The sequence below is a fragment of the Pseudomonas sp. 21LCFQ010 genome (genome assembly GCF_024129905.1).
Classification (GTDB): domain Bacteria; phylum Pseudomonadota; class Gammaproteobacteria; order Pseudomonadales; family Pseudomonadaceae; genus Aquipseudomonas.
Window position 1 is genome coordinate 269,331 of record NZ_JAMYDZ010000004.1, and the last position, 24,524, is coordinate 293,854.

Consider the following 24,524-nt stretch of genomic DNA (forward strand, 5'->3'; position numbering starts at 1 on the left):
AGGTATTCAGGCCTTGAGCAGGGCCACAAGTTCGTTATGTTTTTCACCATACGGTGCGCGCAGTCGAAGGTTCGAGGCGCCATCGGCGCTCTGCACCACCACCGCCTTGGCATGGGTAAAGCGCCGGAAACCATGCACCCCATGATAGGCGCCCATTCCTGAAGCCCCGACCCCGCCGAACGGCAGTGTGTCGATGGCCGCATGGGTCATCACATCGTTGATCACCAGGGCTCCGGACGTGGTCCGCTGATTGAATTGAGCCTGGCGTGCCGGATCACCACCGAAGTAGTAAGCCGCCAGTGGCCGGGGTTGAGCGTTGATGTAGCCGATGGCCTCGTTTACATCCTGGACCGCCTTGATTGGCAGCAACGGACCAAAGATTTCTTCCTGCATGATGGCCATGTCATCGGTGGCACCGAGCACCAGATGCGGCGCGATCTTGCGCGTGTCAGGGTCGTAGGCGAGCTCGCCATGGGGCGCCAGGCTCACCACCGTCGCGCCTTTGCTGACAGCGTCGTCCAGCAGGCCAACCAGCCGCTGATAATGCCGCGGGCTGATGATCGCGGTGTAGTCCGGGTTGTCCTGCAGCGTGGCAAAGCTGCTGGCCATGAAGCCCTTGGCCGCGTCGACAAACGCCTGGGCTGCGGCTTCGGGCATCAAGACATAATCCGGCGACAGGCAGATCTGCCCGGCATTGAAGGTTTTGATGGTCAGCGTGCGCTGCACCGCTTGGGCAATGTCGGCATCGCTGTCGATCACCACCGGTGATTTGCCGCCCAGCTCCAGGGTGACCGGCACCAGATTCTCGGCCGCGGCGCGCATTACATGGCGACCGACGCTGGTACTGCCGGTAAAGACCAGGTGATCGAAAGGCAGGGCACTGAAGGCCTGGCCGACACTGGCATCGCCGAGCACCACGGCCAGCTCGTTGGGGTCAAAGTAACGGGCGATCAGTTCGGCCAGCAACTGCGAGGTGGCCGGTGTCAGTTCCGAAGGCTTGAGCATGGCGGTATTACCGGCAGCAAAGATACCGGCCAGCGGACCGAAGGCCAGATTGATCGGGAAATTCCACGGGCTGATCACGCCCACCACGCCCAGCGCCTGCTGCTCAATCCAGGCCTGCATGCCCGCTGCGGGAGTCGCGACGACCTCAGGCTGCATCCACTGCTCCAGTTGCTCGGCAGACTCTTCAAGCATCTTCACCGTGGTCAGCATGTCGACCACCAGCGATTGATAGTGGCTGCGATGACCGAAGTCTTCGCTCAGTGCCTGGCTCAGTGCCTGATGGTTTTCACGAATCAGTCGCGCACTGCGCTGCAAACGATCCCGACGCAATTGGGCGCTTGCCGGCCCGGCCCGCAAGTGCGCCTGTTGCATGGCACGCAGACGGCATTGCAATTCGGCGGCGGTGGGTTGATCACACATGCTGGCTCCCTCCGTAAGGGGTCAATTACTGTTGCCAACAGATTACGGGGGCTGGCCTGAACGCGCTAACAAGGCTATTTTGCGACAGGCATAAATATATTTATGGGGGTTGGCGTGTCACTGGTTCGCTTACGTACTTTTATCGAGGTCTACCGGCAGGGTTCGATCAGCGGCGCAGCGCGGGCGCTCAACCTGACCCAGCCGGCGGTCTCGCAGCACATCGCCGGGCTGGAAGTGGCGGTCGGCCGACAGTTGTTCGAGCGGCTGAGCAATGGCGTCCAGCCGACCAGCGCCGCTGATGACCTGGCCGCCGATGTCGGTGACCGGCTCGATGCCGCCGAGGCCGCGTTATCGGCGGCGCGGGCACGCTCGCAGGACGTTTCGGGGGTGCTGCAGATCATCGGCCATGCCGATTTTCTGGCCGAGGTGATCGTCGATCAGTTGCCGCCGTTGCTGCAGGCCGGCATCCGCGTGCACCTGCATACCGGCAGCGCTGACCTGATCACCCAGATGCTGCTCGAAGGTCACTGCGATCTGGGTATCTCGGCCTTTGGCTCCAACGACAAGCGCCTGAAAAGCGAGCTGATTCTGACCACCGACGTGCTGGCGGTGGCAGCGCCCAGCGTCGTACAGCGCCTGAGCGCCGCCAGGCCACTGGCGGCGGCGCTGCTCGACCAACCGCTGCTGGCCTACAACCTGGAATTGCCGCTGATCAACCACTGGCTGGAGCGCAACCGCCTGCAACTGCCGACGCTGCGACCGGCGATGGTCAGCCAGGACCTGCGTACCTTGCGCAATGTGCTGGTCAAGGGAATGGGCTGGAGCGTCTTGCCGCAGTACCTGTGCCAGCACCAGATCGCCAGCGGCGAACTGATGGAGATTGCCGCCCCGCAGGGCCGCACGCAACTCAATTACTACCTGCTATGGACACCCAGCGCACTGCGCCAGCCACGGGTCGCCCATGCGCGGCAAGCGTTGTTGTGGCGGTTGCGCAACGACCCAGGCCAGTCGTGAGGCGCCCAATGGCATGGTATCGCGGCGCCAATCAGGCTACCCTGCCCGCTCTGGATAATCGGGTGGGTGGAGCACTGGACATGGACTGCGCAATCAAGCCTCAGCACACCGCCAGGCCCTTGTTCTGGCGCCACGCCGACCTGCCGTTCATCGAAGCCCGCTCGGTGGCCGATGGTCGTCAGGTGTGTTACGCCCCGCACTCCCATGAAGTGTTTTCCATTGGTGCGATCACCGCCGGTTGCAGTACCTACCTGCTGGAAAAATCCACCCTGCGCATCGCCGCCGGGACCGTGGTGCTGATGAATCCCGGCCAGGTGCATGCCTGCAACCCCATCGATGACCAGCCCTGGTCGTACATCATGCTGTATGTCGACCCACAGTGGCTGGCCGCTATCTCGCATGACACTGCCACCGGCTTTGCGCCGCTGGCCCCGTCGCACAGCCATGACCCTCAGCTGTTTGCAGGTTTGCTGGGGTTGTACGCCACGCTGCTGGATACCGACGCTTCGCTGCTGCACAAGCAATGCACGGCGGTGGCGTTTTTTGGCCTGATGCAGGATCTGCTCGGCGGTGCACGACCACTGGCGGGCAAGCCGGCCCCACGGGTCGAACAGGCGGCTGACTACATCAACGCCCATTTCAAAGACGCCGTGCGCCTGGACGATATCTGTCGCGCCGTAGGGCTGTCGCCGTCTTACCTGATCCGCGCCTTTGAACAGCGCTACCACATGACCCCGCACGCCTACCTGCTGAACCGGCGCATTCAGCATGCGCACAGCCAGTTGCGCAGTGGCCGGTTGATCGCCGATGTGGCATGTGAAACCGGCTTTGCCGACCAGGCGCACCTGCAGCGCGAATTCAAGAAACACCTGGCCGCGACGCCTGGGCAGTATCGGTTGCAGGAGCAAAGCTTGTGCGGCGAAGAACTTCGGGGCTAAAGCCCCTCCTACAGCATAATGCCGATCAGTTAAGCGATTATCCGGCTCGGCTAGGCTCGGTCCCGGTGGGAGGGGGCTAGCCCCCGAAAGGGCCAGTAAAACCGGCACATATGCTGTGGATGCACCGCAGTATTCGTCGGCAAGCACCCCACCGGATCGCGTTGATCCTTAACTGATCGGCATTACCTCCTACGGCATTACCTCCTACGGGACCAATAGATACACCGCACAGCCCACCAGCAGCGCGGCCATGGTCCGGTTGAACAGCCGCATTCTGGCGGTGCTGCCCAGGTAGTGGCTCAACCGTGCGCCCGCATAGGCCCAGCAGCCCAGCGACAGGTAGCAAATCACCAGGTAAAGCCCGGCAAACTGCCAGATCAGGCTGGCCTGGCCGTCGGCAACGAAGGCGCCCATGCCGGCAATGGACGCCAGCCAGGCCTTGGGGTTGAGCCATTGCATCAGCGCCCCATGCAGCAGGTTCGGCCGCGCCTGGGACTGCTCGACGCTGAATTCACCATTATCAGCAGCCAGTTTCCAGGCCATGTACAACAGAAAGGCGACCCCGCCCCACTGGATCATCCGGGTCAGGAACGGCCAGTGTTGCAGGGTTTCATGCAGGCCGAAGCCGATCAGCACCAGCAACAGGGTAAAGCCCAGGGTTGCCCCCAGCACATGCCGCATGCTGGCCGCAAAACCAAAGCGCACCCCGGCGCTGAGCGCAACGATATTGACCGGCCCAGGGGTAATGGACGATGCCAGCGCAAACGTCGCCATGGAAATCAGGACACTCATGCCTACCTCACACACAATCGAAATGACTGCGCCAAGGTAGTGACAGGTCCGTACAGCTGTATTGAAGGAAATTACCCTCACTCGCGGTCACAGCACAGAAATGCGCCTGCGCTCTTGCTTTTTTGCTGTTTAACTCTACAAATGCCAGTTATAAGGCAGCCCTTAGCCATTATCTTCATTTTTATCGAGTTCAGCCCATGTACAAAGCCATCGCTTGCGTCGTTGCCTTCAGTTTTTGCACAACCGCGCTGGCCGCCTGCCCGGCGCCGACGCCTACCGATACCGCACGCTGGATCTACACCCAGCACGCTGATTTCTACGTCAAGGGCAAGGGCGGGCCGCAGTACCTGTCGGCAACGTTACTGGAGTGGCTGAAAAAGGATTGGGCCTGCCAGGGCGGCGGAGATGTCTGCGCCATCACCGCCAACCCGTGGACTGACGCTCAGGACGGCGAGGTGCAACAGCCGGTCACCTGGAAGCAGGTGTCCAACAGTGACGGCCAGGTGGTCGTCGAGATGAGCTATTTGCTGGGTTACAAGAATGCCCCCGGGCAGCAGGGTGTCGAACAGACCACCCGGCTGCTGATGGCGAAGAACCCGACCTCGCAGTGCTGGGTTCTGGACAACCTGCAGGGGCCGGGTGACCGTCCCCTGCTGGAGGCGCTGCAAGAGTTCCCGTACGACGGCGACTGATCAGGCTGACGCCTCAAGCCTGCGCCCACTCCACATTGGTAATCCCAAAATGTTCGGCGTAGGGTTTGGACACTCGCGCCACCTTCTCCAGACGGTATTTGGGGATGCGTGCCAGGCCTGCATCAACGCTTGCGTAATGCCAGGCCTCGGCATTGTCCATGTGCACAGATCGGATGTAGAAGCTTTTAAATGCACCGTTCAACAGGTAGTCGATCCGGTAGTGTTTTTCCTGGGCCATTAACGGCATTGCCTCCCTTGTCTGAATAATCCCCGTGCCCGTTGCGCAACGCTCTGCCTTGATACTGCAATAGCCTGGCAATAATCGGACACTGCGAATAAAGGGACACACGCGCCAAAGGAAAGATTCCGTGTTTTTTCCCAACGGTCGTATGGCGAGCCGTCTGTTCAGCGAATCCCCAGCCTTCTGGCCAGCCGACTGAGGTTGGCGCGGTCAACGTCCAGCTCGCGTGCCACCTGCGCCCATTTGCCGTCATGGCGCTGCAAAGCCTGCTCGATCAGCCGACGCTGGAAGCCGTCCACCGACGCTTTGAGTCCTGCCTGGGCAGGCAACAGTGGCTCGTCGTCCGGCACCTGGAGCAAAGTGGCAGCAGCCAGCTCACTTTCGAGTCCGAGCATCGAAGCCTCGATGGTCAACACCCTGGGCCGCTCGGCATGTGCCGAGATGGCTTTGAGCACCGCCCGGCTGATCAGGTGCTCCAGCTCCCGGACGTTGCCGGGCCAGTGCCAGGCCACCAGCAACTGCTGGGCATCGGTGTTCAGGCGCAGACTGCGCAGGCCCATGCGCACGCGGTTTTCTTCGAGAAAATAACCGGCCAGCAACAGCACGTCACGACCGCGCTCGCGCAGTGGCGGCACGTTCAGCGGGTAGACGCTCAAGCGGTGATAAAGGTCCGCCCGAAAATGCCCCAGGCGTACCTCTTGGGCCAGATCGCGGTTGGTCGCGGCGATGATGCGCACATCCACATGATGTTCCTGATCCGACCCCAGACGCTGCAATTGGCCACTCTGCAGCACCCGCAACAGCTTGGACTGCACCGGTAACGGCAATTCGCCGACCTCATCGAGAAACAGCGTGCCGCCATCGGCCAGTTCAAACTTGCCGCTGCGGCCGTTGAGTGCGCCGGAAAATGCACCTTTGACATGGCCGAACAGCTCACTCTCCACCAGGGTTTCCGGCAGTGCGGCGCAGTTGATGCTGATCAGCGGCTTGTGCGCCCTGGGTGAATGCAGATGGATCGACTCGGCGACCAATTCCTTGCCGACCCCGGTTTCACCGGTAATCAGCACCGTCAGCGGACTGTTGGCCACCAACTGGATTTCCTGCTCCATGCGCTTGTGCGCCGGGCTTTGGCCAACCAGCTCGCGGGGCGCATGGCCGCCGGCAACGTGTTTGTAGACTTCAAGCAATTGGCGCTGGTCCTCGAAGCCGCGCACCAGTTGCTTGATGCGCTCACTGGCCATGACCGTGGCCGCAGCCAGGCTGGCAAAGCCTTGCAAGGTGTCGAGATCGACACTGCCGAAGCTGGCCGGGTCCAGTGAATCAAGGGTAATCAGCCCCCACGGCGCGCCCTGGATAATCAATGGGCAGCCGAGGCAGTCGTGGACTTCCAGATGCCCATGCCCATCAAGCAGGCCGTCGTAGGGATCGGGCAGTTCACAGTCCGAAGCAAAGCGCACCGGCTTGTCGCTGTACAAGAGGATTTCCAGCCGCGGATGCTCACTGACCCGAAAACGCCGCCCCAGGGTGTCCGGACTCAAACCATCCACCGCCAGCGGGACCAGCATGTCGTCTTCAAGCTTGAGCAAAGCCACTGCATCGCAGGGCAACAATTGACGCAGCGAATGCAGCAGGCGCCGATAACGTTCTTCGTCAGGCAGCTCACGGGACAAGTCGGCTACCAGCGGCAACAGCGCACGCAGCAAAGGATGAGGCATCAAGGCTCCACAGGCAGGCGGTCAGGTTGCGGTCATTATGACTGCAACCTGCCGTGTGATGAACCCTGGGTTTGTTACGGCGCCGGATTCGGCTGTTTGACGTGGATCGCCTCGATGCCGGCGATCACTTCGTCGGACAACACCAGATCAATGCTCGCCAGGTTGCTGGTCAGTTGCTCCAGAGTGGTCGCGCCGATGATGTTGCTGGTCACGAACGGCCGGCTGGTGACATAAGCCAGGGCCATCTGCGCAGGGTCCAGGCCATGTTCACGGGCCAGCGCCACGTACTGGGCGGTGGCACTGACCGCTTGCGGGTTGTTGTAGCGCTGGAAGCGATCGAACAGGGTCAGGCGGCCATCGGCCGGACGGGCGCCATTGAGGTATTTGCCGGCCAGCACCCCGAACGCCAGCGGCGAATAGGCCAGCAGGCCGATCTGCTCACGAATGGCGATTTCGGCCAGGCCCACTTCAAAGGTTCGGTTGAGCAGGCTGTAGGGGTTCTGGATCGACACGGCGCGGGTCTGGCCACGGGTCTGGGCCAGATTCAGGAAGCGCTGGGTGCCCCACGGGGTCTCGTTGGACAGGCCGACATGGCGCACCTTGCCCGCTTTGACCAGCTCATCGAGCACGTCCAGGGTTTCTTCAATGGCGGTGGACTGATCGTCAGCATCATGCTGGTAGCCCAACACGCCGAAGAAATTGGTTTTGCGGTCCGGCCAGTGCAACTGGTACAGGTCCAGGTAATCGGTGTTCAGGCGCTTGAGGCTGCCTTCCAGAGCGGCAGTGATATTGCGCCGGTCCAGGCGCGGATTGCCGTCGCGGATGTGCTCCATACGGCCCGGCCCGGCCACCTTGCTGGCCAGTACCCAATCCTGACGATCACCGTACTGCTTGAAGTACTCGCCGATGATACTTTCAGTGCGGGTGTAGGTCTCGCCACGTGGCGGGACCGGGTACATCTCGGCGGTGTCGATGAAGTTGACCGCCGCGTCCTTGGCCAGGCGAATCTGCTCGAAGGCCTGCGCTTGAGTGTTCTGCTCGCCCCAGGTCATGGTGCCCAGGCAGATGGCGCTGACCGAGATATCAGTCTTGCCGAGTGAACGAAATTGCATCGATGACTCCCTTTTATCGAATGATGACTAGCAGTTCAGTTACGCTGCATGCAGCGCAGGTAGCGTTCATTGACCCGCTTGGCAAACCAGGCGGTGGTCAGTTTACGGGTGATCTTCGGGCTTTGCAGGGTGATACCCGGCAGTATGGCGCGGGGTAGCTGTTTACCGGCTGTCTGCTCGGCCAGTTCGAACACTTGACGGTAAACTTTGGTGTCTTCGAAATCCGGCCCGTCGGCCTTTTTCAACTGGTTGTAAATGGCCGGGTTATTCAGCCCCAGCCGCGGTCCCAGGCTGCGTACCGCACGCTCGGTGGCGCCGGTGGCCAGCGAGTCGTGGATGATCAGGTCGCCATCGAGGGCCAGCTCGATACCGGTCAGGCGGCTGAGCGCGCTTTGAAACGCCGCGTTGCGACTGGCGTACCAGCCGGCATTGAAATCGGCGAAGCGGTACAGCGGCTCGGGGTAGTCAGCCGGATAACCCAGCAGGTGCCTGGTGCCGAAGTACAGGCCGCCACGGCGGCTGAAGACTTCGCGGCGAATGCTGCCATCCACGGCATAGGGGTAGCTGCCTGCATGCTGCTCGGCAAAGGCGATGCTGACCTGCATCGGGCCGCCGGTGTGCACTGGATTGAACCGCCCGAACAGGGTCTGGCCCAACGGCACCATGCCGGTGAAATCATCGAAGATCGCGCTCAGTTGCTTCTCGGTGCGCGCAGCCGCCAGGCGCTGTTTATAGGTTTTGCCATCTGGCGAACGAATCCCCAGCGCTGCATCCACCAGGCTGGCGGGCACCCGTAAGCGGGCCGCGCGGCGGTCAATCTCTTCGCGGGCAATGCGCGCCAGCCCCGGCACCGGCGGATCGGCCTGAAAGGTTGACTCCTGTTCGGTTACCGCCAGTACCGCGCAGATGTTTTCAGGGGTCGCAGCGATGTCCTGGGTGGTCAACGCCGTCTGGATATCAGCAGCCCAGCCCTGGCGGTCGACGACACTGGCCGGCAACAGTGCCTGCACGCGCTCGCGGGCCTGCTCAGGGCTTAACGGTGGCGGCCCTGACGGGCGGCTGGCGCACCCCCCAAGCAGAAGGCTGGCCAGCAGCAGACTCGACAGCAGGCTTGAGTTCACCTTGATCTTGCTCCTTAAATGGGTAAGCGGATCAAGGCGAGGGTTAGAACACCGACCAGTCGATCCGCGCGCTCAATCGTTCCAGCGCCGCCATTCCGACCAGCGAATTGCCGGCCGCGTTCAATTCCGGGGACCATACGCACACCGAAAAACGTCCCGGCACCACAGCGATAATGCCCCCACCTACCCCGCTCTTGCCGGGCAATCCGACCCGATAGGCGAAGTTACCGGCCTCATCGTACAGCCCGCTGGTGGCCATGATCGAATTCAACTGAGTGGTCTGGCGGGCACTGAGAATCTGCTCGCCACTGTGGGTGCAGAACCCTTCGTTGGCCAGAAAACCAAAGGCCTTGGCCAGGTCGACACAGGTCATGCTCAGCGCACAGTGATGAAAATAGCTGCGCAGTACATCTTCGACTTCACCATTGAAGTTGCCGAATGACTTCATCAGCCAGGCCGCCGCCGCATTGCGTGAGCGGTGCTGATACTCGGACTCGGCGACCTTGGCATCGGAGACGATGGTGCGGTTGCCGCACAAGCGGCGCACGAAGTCGCGCATCGACAAGGCAGGCGCGGCAAAACGGCCCTGATTGATATCACAAATCACCAGGGCGCCGGCATTGATAAACGGGTTGCGTGGTTTGCCGCGCTCGAACTCAAGCTGCACCAGCGAGTTGAACGGCTGGCCGGATGGCTCATAACCGACCCGCTCCCAGATCGCCTCGCCCGAGTGACTGATGGCCTGCACCAGGCTGAACACCTTGGAGATGCTCTGCACCGAAAACGGTGTCATCGCATCGCCGGCCTGATAGACCTCGCCGCTGTTGGCGTACACCGCAATACCGAGTTGATCGGGCCGCACCAGCTCCAGTGCCGGGATGTAATTGGCAACCTTGCCCTGACCGATCAGCGGACGGACTTCTTCGAGGATTTCGTTCAACAGCTCTTGCATGCAGGGCGCCCCGTGTTTTTGGGAGCGCACACTACACCAAGGCGCGAAGTTAAAACACCGCTCAATGCTGGTAATCGGTGCCGTGACGATCCAGTTCACGAATCAGCGCTTTCCAGTGTCGCTGCACACCCGGTCCGTTACCGTCCTTGAACACCTTGGCCTGCTCCTCGACCTTGGCCACCACCTGGGGCGGCGGCAGGATCAACTCGTCATTGCCAGCCGATTGCGCGGCGATCTGAATGTTGCAGGCGTACTCCAGCCCCTGAAGTTGCTGAAAGGCGTGTTCGACACTGACCCCGGCGGTCAGCAGGCCGTGGTTACGCAGAATCATCACATCCTTGTCACCCAGGTCGGCGATCAACCGCCCGCGCTCGTCCAGCTCCAGTGCCACGCCTTCATAGTCGTGGTAGGCCACACGCCCGGAGAAACCCAATGCATGTTGCGAGATCGGCAACAGGCCGCTCTTTTGCGCCGACACGGCAATGCCGTCGCGGGTGTGAGTGTGCAGCACAGCCTGCAGGTCCGGGCGTGCACCGTGGATCGCACTGTGGATTACATAGCCGGCGTAATTGATGCCCAGCCCGGTAGGGTCGTCGACGATGGTGCCGTCAATGTCGACCTTGACCAGGTTCGACGCGGTGATTTCATCGAATAGCAAGCCGAAGGCGTTGATCAGAAAATGTTCTTCAGGGCCCGGCACCCGCGCCGAGAAATGCGTGTAAATGTGGTCGGTCCAGCGCTTGAGTGCCGCGAGGCGGTAGGCAGCGGCCAGTTTGACCCGCACTTCCCACTCTTCGGCAGACACCCGCTCGCGCACGCTGCTTTCAGACGACGCGGAAGGTGGCTGAACCGGCAGGGCACTGACATTGCTCATGGTGAAACTCCTGAAATGGCTGCGTGAAGCACGTGCCACCCAGACTATGCGTATAACGCGATCTTTAAAAAGCACATTTTCTTCTAAGCTAATCATTAAAAAATAGAATATTAAAAATAATCTTTATGCTTAGATTCGCAGCGATACCGACCCCTTGCCAGGCGGAGGCCCTGATCCTGAGCTGCCTGGAGCCATTGATGAGCACACCCTTGCACCCCTCTGCCGACCTTGAACTGCAAACCGACGTGCTGATTATCGGCGGCGGCCTGGCCGGCACCTGGGCGGGCGTCGCGGCAGCACGCGAAGGTGCACGGGTGGTGTTGGTCGACAAGGGCTACTGCGGTACCAGCGGTGTAACGGCCACCGCTGGCCCCGGCCACTGGTGGGTGGCGCCGGATGCAGGGTTGCGTCAAGCGGCCATCGACAAGCGCCTGGCCACCGCGTTTGGCCTGGCTGATCCGCACTGGATGGCCCGCGCCATCGACACCACCTGGACCAGCCTGCCGGGCCTGCAGGGTTACTACCACTTCCCCACCGACGCCCAAGGCGTGACCCATTACCGGGGCCTGCGCGGCCCGGAATACATGCGCGGCATGCGCCGCCTGGCGCTGGATAGCGGCGTCACGGTCCTCGACCACAGCCCGGCCCTGGAACTGCTGCGCGATGCCCACGGCACCCTGGCCGGCGCGCGCGGCTGGCGGCGCCAGGCCGGCGGTCACTGGCAGGTGCAGGCGCCAGCGGTGGTACTGGCCAGCGGCGGCTGCGCGTTTCTGTCCAGCCTGCTGGGCAGTCACAACAATACCGGCGATGGCTACCTGATGGGCGCCGAAGCCGGTGCCGAACTGTCAGGCATGGAGTTCTCCAACTATTACTGCATCGCAGCGGCGGGCAGCAGCATGACCCGTTCGATGGTCTACAGCTTCGGCCAGTACTATGACGCCCATGACCGGGAACTGCCGATCAGCCAGGGACCGGGTTTTACCGAACAACTGGCCCGTGCGTTACTCAACGGCCCGGTGTACTGCCGCCTGCATCGGGTGCCACACGACATCCGCCAACAGTTGCCGACCATCCAACCCAACCTGATGCTGCCCTTCGACCGTCGCGGCATCGACCCGTACCGCCAGCGCTTTGCGGTGACCCTGCATCCGGAAGGCACCATCCGTGGCGTGGGCGGTTTGCGCCTGATCAACGAGGATTGCCAGACCAGCGTGGCGGGCCTGTACGCCGCCGGAGACGCCGCCAGCCGTGAGCCGATTGCCGGGGCGACCTCCGGCGGTGGCGCGCAGAATTCGGCCTGGGCGCTGTCGACCGGACAATGGGCCGGCCGCGCCGCCGCCCGGCACGCCATGCAGCATGGCCGCACTGGCGGTGCGCTGCTGGGCTTTGCCGGCCTGGGCCTGTATGCGACCGTTCAGGACAGCCAGGCCGTGATCCGCGGTATTCAGGACGAAGTTCATCCGCTGGACAAGAACCTGTTTCGTAGCGGCGCACAGATTCAACGCTCCTTGCAGGCACTGGACAACGTCTGGGACCAGCTCCGCCATGCGACTGCCAGCCCGCTCGGCAACCCGCTGCGCGCCCGTGAGCTGGCCGCCATGGCGGCCACCGCACGCTGGTGCTACCGGGCCGCCGAACAACGCCAGGAAAGCCGTGGCATGCACCAGCGCAGCGATTGCCCTGCCCAACTGGCGCGCTTCGACGCGCACTTGCGCATCGGCGGCCTGGACCACAACTGGCATCGCTTCGATGCCCTGCAACCCCAGCCTGCGACACCGCACTGCGCGCAAGGAGCCCCGGCATGATTGAACTGATCTTCAAAGACCTGTGCGACGGCTGCGGCACCTGCGTGCAGGTGTGCCCGACCAACGCCTTGACCCTGGACGCCGACGGCCTGCCAGCGATTGGCGACCAGTCGGCCTGCCAGACCTGCTTCATGTGTGAGTTGTACTGCACCCGCGATGCGCTGTACGTCGATCCCGATTGCAGTCAGCCACAAGTTCTGGACGCCGGGCAGATTCGCCACAGCGGCCTGCTCGGGCAGTACCGCCGTGATTCAGGCTGGCACGAATGGGCCGAAGACCCGCGCTACCAGAACCAGCACTGGCGCATGGACGCAATCTTCGCCCAGGCGCGCGCGACCCATGGCGGGCGGGATAAAGCCTGATGGCGAGAATGTTCAATTAGACTGGTGGGAGCAGCCGGCCGGCACTCCGGTTGCTGTGGTCCGGCCTCCCGGCGAAGACGGCGGTACATTCGCAGCAGATTTAGTGCTTTTACTGGCCTCTTCGCGAGCTAGCTCGCTCCCACAAAGGCATGCAGTGCTTATCTGAACAGTATTGGCTTGGCTGCGACACCTCAGACGCGGTCGAAACGAGTGTTTCAATGCCCGTTATGGTCCCACAGCCAGTCCCAGATCCCCGGCAGGTGCACGCCCCGTCCATCATCAGGTACGGTGCGGGCGGTGGCGGCGCGCAGTAATTGGGCCTGGTCGTCGTAGAACGGCTTGGCCGCCAGCGGCAAGCCATCGGCCCTGGCGCTGTCGATCAGGATCTGCAAGTACTCATGGATATGTCGCGCCGTATAACGGTTGACGTCATGGAAGGTGACCACCACCGGGATCGCGCCATCCACCGTGGGCAACTCGCCCTTGGCGATCCGCTCGCGCACTTGCGAGACTTGCAGCAGCAGGTTTGCGCGGCGGCGCGGGCTCATGTTGAAGCCGTAGATCTTGCCATCGTTGGCACTCAGGTCGGTGAGCAGCACTCGCAGCCCCTTCGCCCGGTAAGCCGCGAATGTACGATGGTCATAGTTCCAGAACGGCGGGCGCAGCAACGTGGCCTGCTGGCCACTTTGCTCAGCGATGATCCGCAGCCCGTCGCGTAACGACTGCTCCAGTTGCTCAGGGCTCAACGAGCGGTGGTTGGTGTGTCGTGGCGTAGCACTGTGAAAACCGAGAATATGCAGATCACGGCCTTCACGGCGCAGCAGTTCCCGGCCCGTGTCGCTGCCACCGCCACCGATTGCCCCGGTCTGGACAAAAAACACGGCCTTGATCCCGGGCATCACCGGGTTATCAGCCAGATCATCCAGGATTCGTGCGGTCGGGTTCCACCAGCCCGAGCCGCTGGGACCGTCGTCGAAGGTCAGCACAAAGCGCACTGGCGCCTGCTGGCTCAACTGGGTGCGGGTCTGTTCGGTAAGCGGCAAGGGCGGGCCGATGCAGCCCGCCAACAGGCAGACGGCCGACAGGCACAGGGCGTTCAAAACATTCATGAAGGGTCCGCGACAACCCCGCTCAAGACGGCTGAGCGGATGGCCGCACACACTAGCGACCCGGCCCCGCTAAAGCCAGTGTTTCATGCCCTGCCCGGACAGCTCGCGGCACCGTTGTTGAGGTTCTGCTTGACCACCTGATACTCCATGCTGGCTTTACCGTTGGTCCATTCCAGAATCATGACCAATAGCGAGTCAAAGTCGGTACCCGTCCAGTCGTCGATCAGGTTCATCTTCTTGCCGGAGGCCTCTTCGGCGACCTTGTTGACCAGCTCCGGCAGATAACCGTGGGACCAGGCGGTATAAATCGTCGCGTCGTGGTATTTGACGTCCATCAGTTCATGAGCCAGGTCGCTGGTGTCATTGGCGCCAAAATCGATATTCACCGGCAGGCCCAGTTTGATAGCACTCGGGCCGATGGTCATCAACGGGCGCACGTAACTGTAGGAATGATCGCCCTCGCCCTCTTCCACATGCCGGCCAGGGTCAGCCGCAAAGATGAAATCGGCCTTGCCGAACTCATTGGGCAACAGCTCGGCCAGGTCCAGGGCGCGGTTCAGACCCTGGCAGTTCAGTTGCCCCAGGCCCATGGCAGGTTTTTCGGCATGGCGCAGAAATACCAGGGTCTGGGTGCCATTCTTGGGTTCGGCCAGCACGCCGTCGCCGATGGAAAACCAGAAAATTGCCGAGGCCGTCAGAACGGCTGGCAGCGCCAGCCAGCGGCGCTGTCGCACGTTGGTCAGCAATGAGTTGAAACGGGTCATGTTCTCTGAATCCGATACAGGTTAGTCGGGTGCAATCTGTCCAGTCACTGCGGCAAATTTGCCAGACCTGGCGGGTTCACGAGTCCGTTCGAAGGCCGGTGCGCGATCCCTCGCACAGCCTGTTACCAAGGCTAATCGGGAGATGTTGCACAATGAAGAATGAGCGGGGGCATGGGCAACATTGCCCCCGGACAGACTCGATAAGCCTCTATGGGAGTCGGAAAATGCCGTTGTGTTGCACAACGGACGAAAAAAACCAGCCCCAGTTGTCAGTAAATATGACTATCCATGCTGAATGCGGGCGGCTTACTTGAGGTTTTTGACCCGGCTCCAGATCTTGTTGCGCAGCGCGTCAATCTCCGGATTGACCGGCTCGAGAACAAACATCCGGCTGATGGTGTCATCGTCGGGGTACACGGTCTTGTCAGACCATACCTCACGCACGATCAACGCATCGGCTTTCTCGTTGCCGTTGGCGTAGTGCATCTGGTTGGTGATTGCGGCGATCACCTCCGGGCGCAACAGGTAGTTCATGTACGCGTAGGCCGCCTTTTCATTGGGCGCATCCACCGGCATGGCGACCATGTCGAACCACATCGGCGCCCCTTCCATAGGCACCGAATAGAGAATGTCCTTGTGCCCGGCCTTTTCCGCGATCTCCTGAGCCTGATCGATGTCGCCGGAGAACCCCACTGCCACACAGATTTTTCCAGCCGCGAGGTCGCGAATGTAATTGTTGAGATGAAAGTAGCGCACATAAGGTCGCACGCTGGTCAGCAAAGCCTCGGCCTTGGCGTAATCTGCCGGCACCTCACTGTGCGGCGGCAGGTTCAGGTAGTTCAGGGCAATCGGCAGCATTTCCGGCGCGTTGTCGATGATCGCCACGCCGCACTGGGCGACCTTCTTGAGGTACTCGGGCTTGAACAGCAGATCCCAGGAGTTCACCGGCGGATTCTCGCCCAGCACCGCAACGATCTGCTCACGGTCATAGCCGATGCCGGTGCTGCCCCACAGGTAAGGGAAGCCGTGAGTGTTGCCCGGATCGTTGACCCGCAGGGCCTTGAGCAGCACCGGGTTGAGGTTCTTCCAGTTGGGCAACTGGCTGAGGTCGAGCTTCTTTAGCGCACCGGCGTTGATCTGCTGGGCCATGAAATGCACCGAGGGAAACACCACGTCGTACCCCGAGCCCTTGGCCAGCAACTTGCCGTTGAGTTCTTCGTTGCTTTCGAAGGTGGTGTAAATGGGCTTGATGCCGGTGCTGGCCTGGAAGTTCTTGAGGGTATCGTCGGCGATGTAGTCGGTCCAGTTGTGGACATTGACCGTCCCGGCCGCATGCGAGGCCGAGGCCGCCATCAGCAATCCCAGCATGGTGTACTTGAACATGGCGCACCCCTTCGACGTCATGCTGTCAGCTTGCCTTCTATCGACCTGCACAGCAACGAAAAAAGTACCGCCGCACAGAGCATCAACGCGGCCAGCGAACGGCGCAAACCGGACCGACGGTACGCAAGCCCACCCAAGCATGATTCACGTCAAAAAAATCGAACTTTTTGTAACCTCGGGATAAATATTTCGGCTTGTTTCATATGGCGGTGCTATCTTCATTATTCACCAAGACAAGCCTGACAATTGTGCCGGAAAATTCCGACAGCACCTCGGATAAGTGCTTGCTCAGCCACGTCTTGCCCTGCCACTCGCTGCATCGATGATGCGCGCATGATACAGGTGGGTCCCATGAACAAGGTCACGTTCCCCAACGCCTGCCAGCTCATGCGCTGGCATTTCCATCCGGTCGGTTTTGAAGCCACCATGGACGCGCCCAGCAGTATGATCGCCCGCCTGTTCGATCGCGCCAGCGGCCAGACCTTCGTGGCCATTGCCGGCCTGCCTTGCGCCACGGTTATGAACGCCCGTGACGTGGAAATCATCATCGAAGCCATCGAAGCAGAAATGGAGCTGTTCAGCCTGCCGGTCATGACCTCGCAGCTATCTTGAGCAACCGCCGGACCTGATCACACTTTGCCCAGCCGCTGGTCGTCGAAGTACGCCTGGTCGGCGGCCACCCGGTCCGAGGCTTTCGGGCCGTTGCCTTGGTCCTGGCTATCGATAAACCAGTAGCACTGGCGTACCGCACGGGTAATCGCCACATACGCCAGCCGCAGCACCTCGTCCTGCTGGGCCTTGTCGTACGCCTGCGGCTCGCCCTTATCGCCCAGTCCGGCAATCCGGTACAGCTGGTTTTTGGCCGGCGACTGGGTCAGGTGCTGGCAATCACCGAGCAAAAACACGGCATCAGCCTGCAAGCCCTTGGCACTGTGGTAACTCAGGGTTTTGATCTGCCGCGTTTGCGCGGCATCGGCCTGCAGCAATGCCAGCAGTTGCTCCGACATCCGCTGACGCTCGCTGCCCTTGCGGTATAGCAGCAGGATGCTGTCGCCCTGCTGCTGGTGAGCCTGAACCCGTTCGAACAGAACCTGGTCATCGCGCTCGAGCACGACCACCGGCCACAGTGTTTGCTGGTTACCGCTGGCCTTGGCCTTTTTGCCGGCAATCGCCGGCGCGGCGCGGACGATGTGTTCGGCGGCATCAATGATGTGCTGATGGCTGCGGTAGTTTTCGCTGAGCATTACCCGAGTGCTGGCCGGCGATGAAAACTCCTCGTTGAACGCCATGAAGTAATGCGGTGAACTGCCGCGCCAGCCGTAGATCGACTGCCAGTCATCGCCGACACACAGCAGCGAGGCATGATGGGCCCGGCGCCCCACATGCATGGCCGGGCCACGCCGACGGATTTCACGCAAACTGGCACGCAGCCAGGAGACGATCTGCGGCGACACATCCTGGAACTCGTCGATCATCAGGTGCGACAGCGGGCGCAGCGCTTCGTCGTCCAGTTGCGCAAGATTCTCCGGCGCAGTTTCGCCGAACAGCGCGAACATTCGGTTGTAAGTCATCACCGGTGGGGTCTGGTCCAGCAACTGCGACTCGAAGCGCTTCCAGAACAAGCTCAGGGCCTCGAAGAAAAACCGGTCCGGGTCATGACTGGCAAAACTCATCTGCGCCACTGCCGCCGACACGTCAAGCCCGAGGTTTTCGATGAAACCGGCGGCCAGCACAAAACAGTCGAGCAGCGGTGCGCTGGCCAGTTCACCCTTGACCTTGTACTCAAACCCCGGTCCGGCCAGCGCGCTGCCAGTGAGGTTGTGCAATAACTGGCTGCCCGCCTGATAGCTCTCGAGCCAGATCACCGGTTTGCTGCAAAACGCCTGAAACAGCGTGCGCTTGATCACCCCTTCGGCCCACAACGGCAGCTTGGCACCGGGGCGTTTGAAGTCGCGGTCTTCGCGCTCATCGCAACCGAGTATCACCCAGGCGTCCAGCTCGGCGGCGTAACCATGCACGTGAAAGGCATGGCCGTTGACCTGCAGGCTCTCGCGCTGCGGTGTGATCCCCGCAATCGGCCAGGCGCCGGCACGCCGCCATTGTGTCTCGACAGTGTCGCACCAGTCCTGGTCACGCTTGGCCGACAGCTCGGTCACTGCGGCGCGCTTCTGCACATCCGGGTGGTCGCGGTCGATCTCTTTCAGTTGCCGGGCCTGACGACACAGCGGCGCGATGACCTCACGAAAGCGCGGCTCAGCGGCGTAGAGGTCGCGATAGCACAGGTTCAGTTGCTCGCGCTGGGCATCGTTGATGCGCAGATCAAACGGGTTGCTATCGATCTCTTCGACGCCGGAACTCTGGCTGCCCAGCGTCTCGAAGGCTTGCAGATGCTCAAAGCCTGGCAGGCTGCGCACCAGCGGCAGGATGCGTGAATGAAAGGTGCGGACCAGCTCTCGCGCCTGACGGGCAGTCAGCGCATGGCCCCAGAGCGCCATGACCTCGATCAGCCGCGTCATGAAGTCCTTGCGCGACTCACGGGTGAAGGTCACCACGGTCATGCTGTCCAGTTCAAAACCCAAGTAGTGGGTGAGCAGCACAATGCGCAGCACCAGTGAGGTCGACTTGCCTGCCCCGGCGCCGGCGATCACGCAAGTCGCCGGGGTATCGCTGAGGATCATTTTCCACTGGGCGGCGCTGGGCTGGGCGTGGCTCGGCAGCTTTTGCGCCACGTCGGCCTTGATGCGCTTGATCAGCTCGGCGCTCAACGGTAAGCGCCAATCTTCAAACAGGTGATCCTCGACCTGCGGGCCGCGATGCGCTTCAGGCCGGGTATCGCGGATCAACAGCATGCGCCGGCCCTTCTCGATCCCGTCCAGATGCCCCTCGGCGTAGCCTTCATTGACCCCTTCGCCGTGCCCGGCCAGGTAACCGTCGGTATGTCCCTGCGCCCAGGACGCCTGGTGTTGCGCACCCAGACCGTTCAGGCCACGGCCCAGGGCACGGGCCAAGACACGCTTGAGCCAGGGCAACCGCTCACAGGCTTGCAGGTCGATATCCAGTTGCGGGGGCATTGCAGAAGGCAGGTGGTCAGACACGCGGTTTTCCGTGGGGTGGCTAAAATGCCGCCTATGGTGGCTAAAAACACGCGCAAGCTCCAGCCTTGGCTGTGTGCCACTACTCAGTACGTTATGTGTCGCTCCTGGGATGGCAGGCTCGACGGTCCGGCGTCAGACTCGGCTCATCGAAGCATAGGAACCGACGCCATGCACGACCAACAAATCCTGACCCACGCAACAGCGCTCACATTCGCCATCAGCCGGCTGCTGACCGGCTATCAGGGCGAGCGGCATGCCGAGCAGATCAAGGCCAGCGGCCAGCTCACGGCCGATGCGCAACTGAGCCTGGCGCGCCGGCCTGTGCCTGAGCAGGAAGACCCTGGCGTCATTGAGCATTGGCTGGCCACCAGCCTGGCGCTGGCCAGGCACAACCCGGCAGTTGACCATCCGTTGCTGGACGCCCTGCAAGCGCTGCTGGCGCATGCCCGCTGGATCAAACGCAGCGCGGCGCATGGCGAAGACCCCGCGTTTGTCGAACGCCATCGTCATGCGCTGCTGCTGGGCAACGGCAGCCCGGTGGCGTGCCCGACCCTGACCCTGGGCCTGGCCGTCATGGCGCCCGAAACCCGCTACCCCTTTCATCAGCATCCGCCGCAGGAGTTCTACATCGTGCTGTCTGAAGGGCAATGGTATCGCCAAGGCGATGGCTGGTGGCAGCCCGGAATGGGCGGGATGCTATGGAATGCCCCGTCTGTGGTGCATTCGATGCAGTCGGAAGACGCACCGTTGCTGGCCTTGTGGGGGTTGATGCACTGAATGAATGTCTGGCGGGCGGCCCGGTATGGGCCGCACCGCCCGAACTTCACCTCATCGTACAGCGATGGCCTCGTCGACCAAGGCCTGGGCTTCGCCGACCAGACGCTGCAGGTGATCGTTACCGATGAAGCTTTCGGCGTAGATTTTGTAGATGTCTTCAGTGCCCGACGGGCGTGCCGCAAACCAGCCGTTGGCGGTCATGACCTTGAGGCCGCCGATGGCCTGGTTGTTGCCCGGCGCATGGCTGAGGACCTGCTGGATCGGCTCGCCGGCCAGCTCGGTCGACTTGACCTGCTCGGGTGCCAGCTTGCCCAGCGCGGCTTTTTGCTGCGGATTGGCCTTGGCGTCAACACGGGTCGAGAACGGCTCACCCAGTTCGGCGGTGAGCGCCGCGTAACGCTGGCTCGGGTCCAGGCCGCTGCGGGCGGTCATTTCGGCGGCCAGCAAGGCCGGAATCAGACCGTCCTTGTCGGTGCTCCAGACGCTGCCGTCACGGCGCAGGAACGACGCGCCGGCGCTCTCTTCGCCGCCAAAGCCCAGGCTGCCGTTGAACAGACCGTCAGCGAAATACTTGAAGCCCACCGGCACTTCGTACAGTTGGCGGCCCAGACGCGCCGTCACCCGGTCGATCAGGCCGCTGCTGACCACCGTCTTGCCCACTGCCGCATCCGCGCGCCATTGCGGACGGTTCTGGTACAGGTAGTCGATGGCCACGGCCAGATAGCTGTTGGGGGTCATCAGGCCGCCCGTCGGAGTCACGATGCCGTGGCGGTCGTGGTCCGGGTCGCAGGCGAACGCGATCTGATAACGGTCCTTGAGGCCGATCAGGCTCTGCATCGCGTGGCTGGACGACGGGTCCATGCGGATCTGGCCGTCCCAGTCGACGCTCATGAAACGGAAGGTCGCGTCCACATGCGGATTGACCACGTCCAGATCGAGTTGGTAATGCTCGGCAATCGCCTGCCAGTAACGCACGCCAGCGCCGCCCAACGGGTCAACGCCCAGCTTCAGACCGGCATCGCGGATGGCTTGCAGGTCGATAACGCTGCTCAGGTCCGCCACGTAGGTGTTGACGTAGTCATGGCGATGGGTCGTGTCGGCGCGCAGTGCCTGCTCATGGCTGATGCGCGACACACCGACGACCTGCTCGGCGAGCAGTTCGTTGGCCTTGTTTTCGATCCACTTGGTCACGTCGCTGTCGGCCGGCCCGCCATTGGGCGGGTTGTACTTGAAGCCGCCGCTCTGGGGCGGGTTGTGCGACGGGGTGATGACGATGCCGTCAGCCAGGCCGCTGCTGCGCCCACGGTTGTAGCAAAGAATCGCGTGGGACACCGCTGGCGTCGGGGTGTACTCGTCGTTGTGCGAGATCATCACCTGCACGCCGTTGGCGGCCAGCACTTCCAGCGCCGTGGCAGCGGCCGGGGTCGACAGTGCGTGGGTGTCAGCGCCCAGGAACAGCGGGCCGTCGATGCCCTTGCTCTGCCGGTACAGGCAGATCGCCTGGCTGATGGCCAGAACGTGCCATTCGTTGAAGCTCAATTCAAAGGAGCTGCCACGGTGCCCGGAGGTGCCGAAGGCCACGCGCTGGGTGGCTACCGAGGCATCTGGCTGGCCGGTGTAATAGGCCGTGACCAGTCGCGGGATATCGACCAGCAGGTGCTCGGGCGCCAGCTTGCCGGCGAGTGGACTGATACTCATGCAACCTCCAAAGGGTAGATATCTGCAATTTTGTAGGAGCGACTAGGGGATCTGTTTCATCTGCGAAGCCTTCCCGGCTAAAGCCGGTCCTACAAGGTGCCGCAGTAACAATAGCAAGCGGCAGTTTACTGGCACTTTGACTGGCTTGCTCGGTTTTGATTCACCAAACCGTTGAGTTAATTGAGCCGCCACCAATCCGGCAGTAACCGTTGCACGCGGGGCTCGGCAAAGCGGTCGTCGATCAGCATCACCACGCCGCGGTCGTCACGGGTGCGGATCACCCGCCCGGCCGCCTGCACAACCTTTTGCAGCCCCGGATACAGGTAGGTGTAATCGTAGCCCGCGCCGAACAAGGCAGCCATGCGCTGTTTGAACTGCTCGTTGACCGGGTTGAGCTGGGCCAGCCCCAAGGTGGCGATAAAGGCGCCAATCAGGCGTGCCCCTGGCAGGTCGATGCCTTCACCGAACGCGCCACCGAGCACGGCAAAACCGATGCCCTGGCTGTGCGGGGTGAAGCGTTGCACAAAAGCCTGACGCTCGGTCTCGCTCATGCCCTTGGCCTGGCTCCACACCGGCAACTGCGGATGAAGCGTGCGCAGCAGCTCGAGCACCTGTTGCAGGTAGTCGAAACTGCTGAAGAACGCCAGGTAATTGCCAGGCCGTGCCCGATACTGCTCGGCCAGCAGCTCGACGATCGGCGCCAGTGATGCCTGGCGATGGTTGTAGCGGGTGGAAATGCGGCTGACGATCTGCACCTGCAACTGGTCGGGGTCGAATGGCGACTCGACGTCGATCCACACCGTCCCGGTCGGCAAACCCAATAGGTCGCTATAGAACGACTGCGGCCTGAGGGTTGCAGAAAACATCACCGTGCTGCGCGGCGCCTGCAAGCGCGGGCCAATGAAGCGCGCCGGCACCACGTTACGCAAACTCAGTCGCGAGCGGCTGCGCTGGCGACCAATGTCACGGCGGGTGATATCGAACAGAAAGTGCTCATCGAACAGCTCGGCGATACGTGCAAAGCCAATCAGCTCCAGATAAAGGTTCTGTAACCTAGCGTCGACCGCCAGTTGCGGGTTGTCGTTGAAGTGCTCGCTCAGGGCGGTGATACAACCGGTCAGGCTGGTGAGAAACTTCACCGGGGGTTGCTCATAGGCCTGGTACGCGGCGAGCTGGTCCTTGTTCAAGGCATTCCATTGACGGTTGAGCCGTTGCAGGGCTTTTTTGACCTTGTCCGGCGCGCTCGACGTCACCTCGGCCAGCGTGTGTTGGTCCAGGCTGGCGCTGTACATGCCCCGGCTACGCTCGACCATGTTATGAGCTTCGTCCACCAGCACCGCCACTTGCCAGCCATTGAGCTGGGCCAGGCCGAACAACAGGGCATTGAGGTCGAACCAGTAGTTGTAGTCGGCGATCACCGCATCGGCCCAGCGCGCCAGTTCCTGGCTCAGGTAATAGGGACAAACCTGATGCGCCAGCGCCACCGCCCTCACCCCGGCCTGATCCAGCCACGGCTGTTGCAGTGCGGCATGCCGCGCATCAGGCAGCCGGTCATAGAAGCCTTTGGCCAACGGGCAGGCCTCGCCATGACAGGCTTTGTCCGGGTGCTCGCAGGCTTTGTCGCGGGCCACCAGTTCCAGCACCCGCAGCGGTAACTGCGGCGTGTGCCGTTGCAAGGTATTGAGCGCGTCCAGCGCCAACTGCCGGCCGGGGGTTTTGGCGGTGAGGAACAACAGCTTGTCCAGCCCGCGCTTGTCGGTGCCGCAGCCGGGCATCGCCTTGAGCAGCGGGAACAGCGTGCCCAGCGTCTTGCCGATGCCGGTAGGCGCCTGGGCCATCAGGCAGCGGCCAGTGCTCACGGCTTTATAGACCGACTCGGCCAATACCCTCTGCCCGGCGCGAAACTCGGCATGAGGAAAGGTCAGCGCGGCCAGTGCCGCATTGCGGGTGGCCGTATGCCGGAGCTCCTGTTCGGCCCAGGCGATGAACAACTGGCACTGGTGCTCAAAGAACGCCTGCAGCTCTTTGCGCTTCAATACCTGACGGATCGGGGTTTCTTTTTCGCTGACCACGTTGAAGTACACCAGCACCACCGTGACCTGCTGCAGGTCGAGTTGCTGGCACAGCAGCCAGCCGTACACTTTGGCCTGGGCCCAGTGCAATTGCCGGTGGTTATCGGGCATGGCGGCGAGATCACCACGGTAGGTCTTGACCTCTTCGAGCTGACGCAGCACCGGGTCATAGCCATCGGCGCGGCCGCGTACTGTCAGCGCGCCGTAGTCGCCGCTCAGGCTCAGTTCGGTCTGATAGCGATCGCCGCGCCGGGCGGCTACTTTCTGATGGCCGACAATCCCTTCCTGGGCAGTGGGTGATGGTGTGAAGCGCAGGTCCAGGTCTCCGGTCTTGGCGGTGAATTCACACAAGGCACGTACCGCGACGCTGTAGCGAGTGCTGCTGGCGGGAACAGGATTTGCTGGAGATACGGCGGAATTCAAGCGCGGCTACCGGAGTGCGGGGCGGTCAGGAGACACTGGATGGCTGCACAGTACCCAGCCGACAGGAGGCTGGCAAATGGAAATGGATCGATGGTTCAGGGAAAGCCCCTCAATCTGATTGTGCATGCCCCCCCAGCATTCCAAAGGCTTCGCAGCTAAA

At 62.1% G+C, this 24,524-nt stretch carries 21 protein-coding genes; 7 read left to right on the top strand and 14 right to left on the bottom strand.

Annotated elements, in window-relative coordinates; genetic code table 11:
* Positions 1–6 precede the first annotated feature (6 nt).
* Positions 7–1,425, bottom strand: a complete 1,419-nt coding sequence (locus NJC38_RS07720) for a coniferyl aldehyde dehydrogenase (RefSeq protein ID WP_253112922.1) — start codon at positions 1,423–1,425, stop codon at positions 7–9.
* 114 nt (positions 1,426–1,539) lie between these two features.
* Here NJC38_RS07720 and NJC38_RS07725 point away from each other — a divergent pair, with 114 nt between their 5' ends.
* The gene (locus NJC38_RS07725; RefSeq protein ID WP_253112924.1) at positions 1,540–2,439 is read left to right on the top strand and encodes a LysR family transcriptional regulator; all 900 of its coding nucleotides are present in this window, start codon (positions 1,540–1,542) and stop codon (positions 2,437–2,439) included.
* Positions 2,440–2,519: 80 nt separating this feature from the next.
* Complete coding sequence (locus tag NJC38_RS07730; RefSeq protein WP_253113022.1) at positions 2,520–3,377, top strand: AraC family transcriptional regulator; 858 nt, start codon at positions 2,520–2,522, stop codon at positions 3,375–3,377.
* A gap of 204 nt (positions 3,378–3,581) precedes the next feature.
* On the opposite strand, the gene NJC38_RS07735 is transcribed toward NJC38_RS07730, so the two are convergent.
* On the bottom strand, positions 3,582–4,169 hold the full coding sequence (locus NJC38_RS07735) for a LysE family translocator (RefSeq protein WP_253112926.1): 588 nt from the start codon (positions 4,167–4,169) through the stop codon (positions 3,582–3,584).
* 197 nt (positions 4,170–4,366) lie between these two features.
* Here NJC38_RS07735 and NJC38_RS07740 point away from each other — a divergent pair, with 197 nt between their 5' ends.
* Positions 4,367–4,861, top strand: a complete 495-nt coding sequence (locus tag NJC38_RS07740) for a hypothetical protein (RefSeq protein WP_045490789.1) — start codon at positions 4,367–4,369, stop codon at positions 4,859–4,861.
* A 13-nt stretch (positions 4,862–4,874) separates the two neighbouring features.
* Here NJC38_RS07740 and NJC38_RS07745 read toward each other — a convergent pair whose 3' ends face one another.
* The 6 genes from NJC38_RS07745 to NJC38_RS07770 form a co-directional block, all read right to left on the bottom strand.
* A complete protein-coding gene (locus NJC38_RS07745; protein ID WP_045490787.1) occupies positions 4,875–5,099 on the bottom strand; it encodes a DUF6555 family protein in 225 nt (74 codons plus the stop codon).
* A gap of 167 nt (positions 5,100–5,266) precedes the next feature.
* Positions 5,267–6,817: a nitric oxide reductase transcriptional regulator NorR gene (gene norR, locus NJC38_RS07750; protein ID WP_253112929.1), complete on the bottom strand. Its 1,551-nt coding sequence runs from the start codon at positions 6,815–6,817 to the stop codon at positions 5,267–5,269.
* Between the two features lie 74 nt (positions 6,818–6,891).
* Positions 6,892–7,929 carry an NADP(H)-dependent aldo-keto reductase gene (locus NJC38_RS07755; protein ID WP_045490783.1) on the bottom strand — a complete coding sequence of 346 codons (1,038 nt, stop codon included), beginning with the start codon at positions 7,927–7,929 and terminating at the stop codon, positions 6,892–6,894.
* Positions 7,930–7,964: 35 nt separating this feature from the next.
* Entirely contained in the window at positions 7,965–9,050 is a 1,086-nt protein-coding gene (locus tag NJC38_RS07760; RefSeq protein WP_366855634.1) for a DUF1615 domain-containing protein, read from the bottom strand.
* Positions 9,051–9,093: 43 nt separating this feature from the next.
* A complete protein-coding gene (gene glsB, locus NJC38_RS07765; RefSeq protein ID WP_253112932.1) occupies positions 9,094–10,002 on the bottom strand; it encodes a glutaminase B in 909 nt (302 codons plus the stop codon).
* Positions 10,003–10,063: 61 nt separating this feature from the next.
* On the bottom strand, positions 10,064–10,876 hold the full coding sequence (locus NJC38_RS07770) for a class II aldolase/adducin family protein (protein WP_045490777.1): 813 nt from the start codon (positions 10,874–10,876) through the stop codon (positions 10,064–10,066).
* Between the two features lie 197 nt (positions 10,877–11,073).
* Here NJC38_RS07770 and NJC38_RS07775 point away from each other — a divergent pair, with 197 nt between their 5' ends.
* Both NJC38_RS07775 and NJC38_RS07780 read left to right on the top strand, forming a co-directional pair.
* Entirely contained in the window at positions 11,074–12,681 is a 1,608-nt protein-coding gene (locus NJC38_RS07775; protein ID WP_253112934.1) for an FAD-binding protein, read from the top strand.
* The gene (locus NJC38_RS07780) at positions 12,678–13,043 is read left to right on the top strand and encodes a 4Fe-4S binding protein (RefSeq protein ID WP_253112937.1); all 366 of its coding nucleotides are present in this window, start codon (positions 12,678–12,680) and stop codon (positions 13,041–13,043) included. Before NJC38_RS07775 ends, NJC38_RS07780 begins: the two co-directional genes overlap by 4 nt.
* Positions 13,044–13,258: 215 nt before the next feature.
* On the opposite strand, the gene NJC38_RS07785 is transcribed toward NJC38_RS07780, so the two are convergent.
* The 3 genes from NJC38_RS07785 to NJC38_RS07795 form a co-directional block, all read right to left on the bottom strand.
* Positions 13,259–14,152: a polysaccharide deacetylase family protein gene (locus NJC38_RS07785; RefSeq protein WP_253112939.1), complete on the bottom strand. Its 894-nt coding sequence runs from the start codon at positions 14,150–14,152 to the stop codon at positions 13,259–13,261.
* An 83-nt stretch (positions 14,153–14,235) separates the two neighbouring features.
* The gene (locus NJC38_RS07790; protein ID WP_253112941.1) at positions 14,236–14,916 is read right to left on the bottom strand and encodes a hypothetical protein; all 681 of its coding nucleotides are present in this window, start codon (positions 14,914–14,916) and stop codon (positions 14,236–14,238) included.
* A 306-nt stretch (positions 14,917–15,222) separates the two neighbouring features.
* Entirely contained in the window at positions 15,223–16,299 is a 1,077-nt protein-coding gene (locus NJC38_RS07795; protein WP_253112943.1) for a polyamine ABC transporter substrate-binding protein, read from the bottom strand.
* Between the two features lie 333 nt (positions 16,300–16,632).
* Between NJC38_RS07795 and NJC38_RS07800 the strand changes: the two genes are divergently transcribed.
* Entirely contained in the window at positions 16,633–16,911 is a 279-nt protein-coding gene (locus tag NJC38_RS07800; protein ID WP_084710063.1) for a DUF1652 domain-containing protein, read from the top strand.
* A 17-nt stretch (positions 16,912–16,928) separates the two neighbouring features.
* Here NJC38_RS07800 and NJC38_RS07805 read toward each other — a convergent pair whose 3' ends face one another.
* On the bottom strand, positions 16,929–19,394 hold the full coding sequence (locus NJC38_RS07805) for a UvrD-helicase domain-containing protein (RefSeq protein WP_253112946.1): 2,466 nt from the start codon (positions 19,392–19,394) through the stop codon (positions 16,929–16,931).
* Between the two features lie 168 nt (positions 19,395–19,562).
* On the opposite strand from NJC38_RS07805, the gene NJC38_RS07810 reads away from it, so the two are divergent.
* Entirely contained in the window at positions 19,563–20,171 is a 609-nt protein-coding gene (locus NJC38_RS07810; protein WP_253112949.1) for a dimethylsulfonioproprionate lyase family protein, read from the top strand.
* 51 nt (positions 20,172–20,222) lie between these two features.
* On the opposite strand, the gene pgm is transcribed toward NJC38_RS07810, so the two are convergent.
* Both pgm and NJC38_RS07820 read right to left on the bottom strand, forming a co-directional pair.
* Complete coding sequence (gene pgm, locus NJC38_RS07815) at positions 20,223–21,869, bottom strand: phosphoglucomutase (alpha-D-glucose-1,6-bisphosphate-dependent) (RefSeq protein ID WP_253112952.1); 1,647 nt, start codon at positions 21,867–21,869, stop codon at positions 20,223–20,225.
* A gap of 176 nt (positions 21,870–22,045) precedes the next feature.
* Entirely contained in the window at positions 22,046–24,364 is a 2,319-nt protein-coding gene (locus NJC38_RS07820; RefSeq protein ID WP_253112955.1) for an ATP-dependent DNA helicase, read from the bottom strand.
* Between the last annotated feature and the right edge of the window lie 160 nt (positions 24,365–24,524).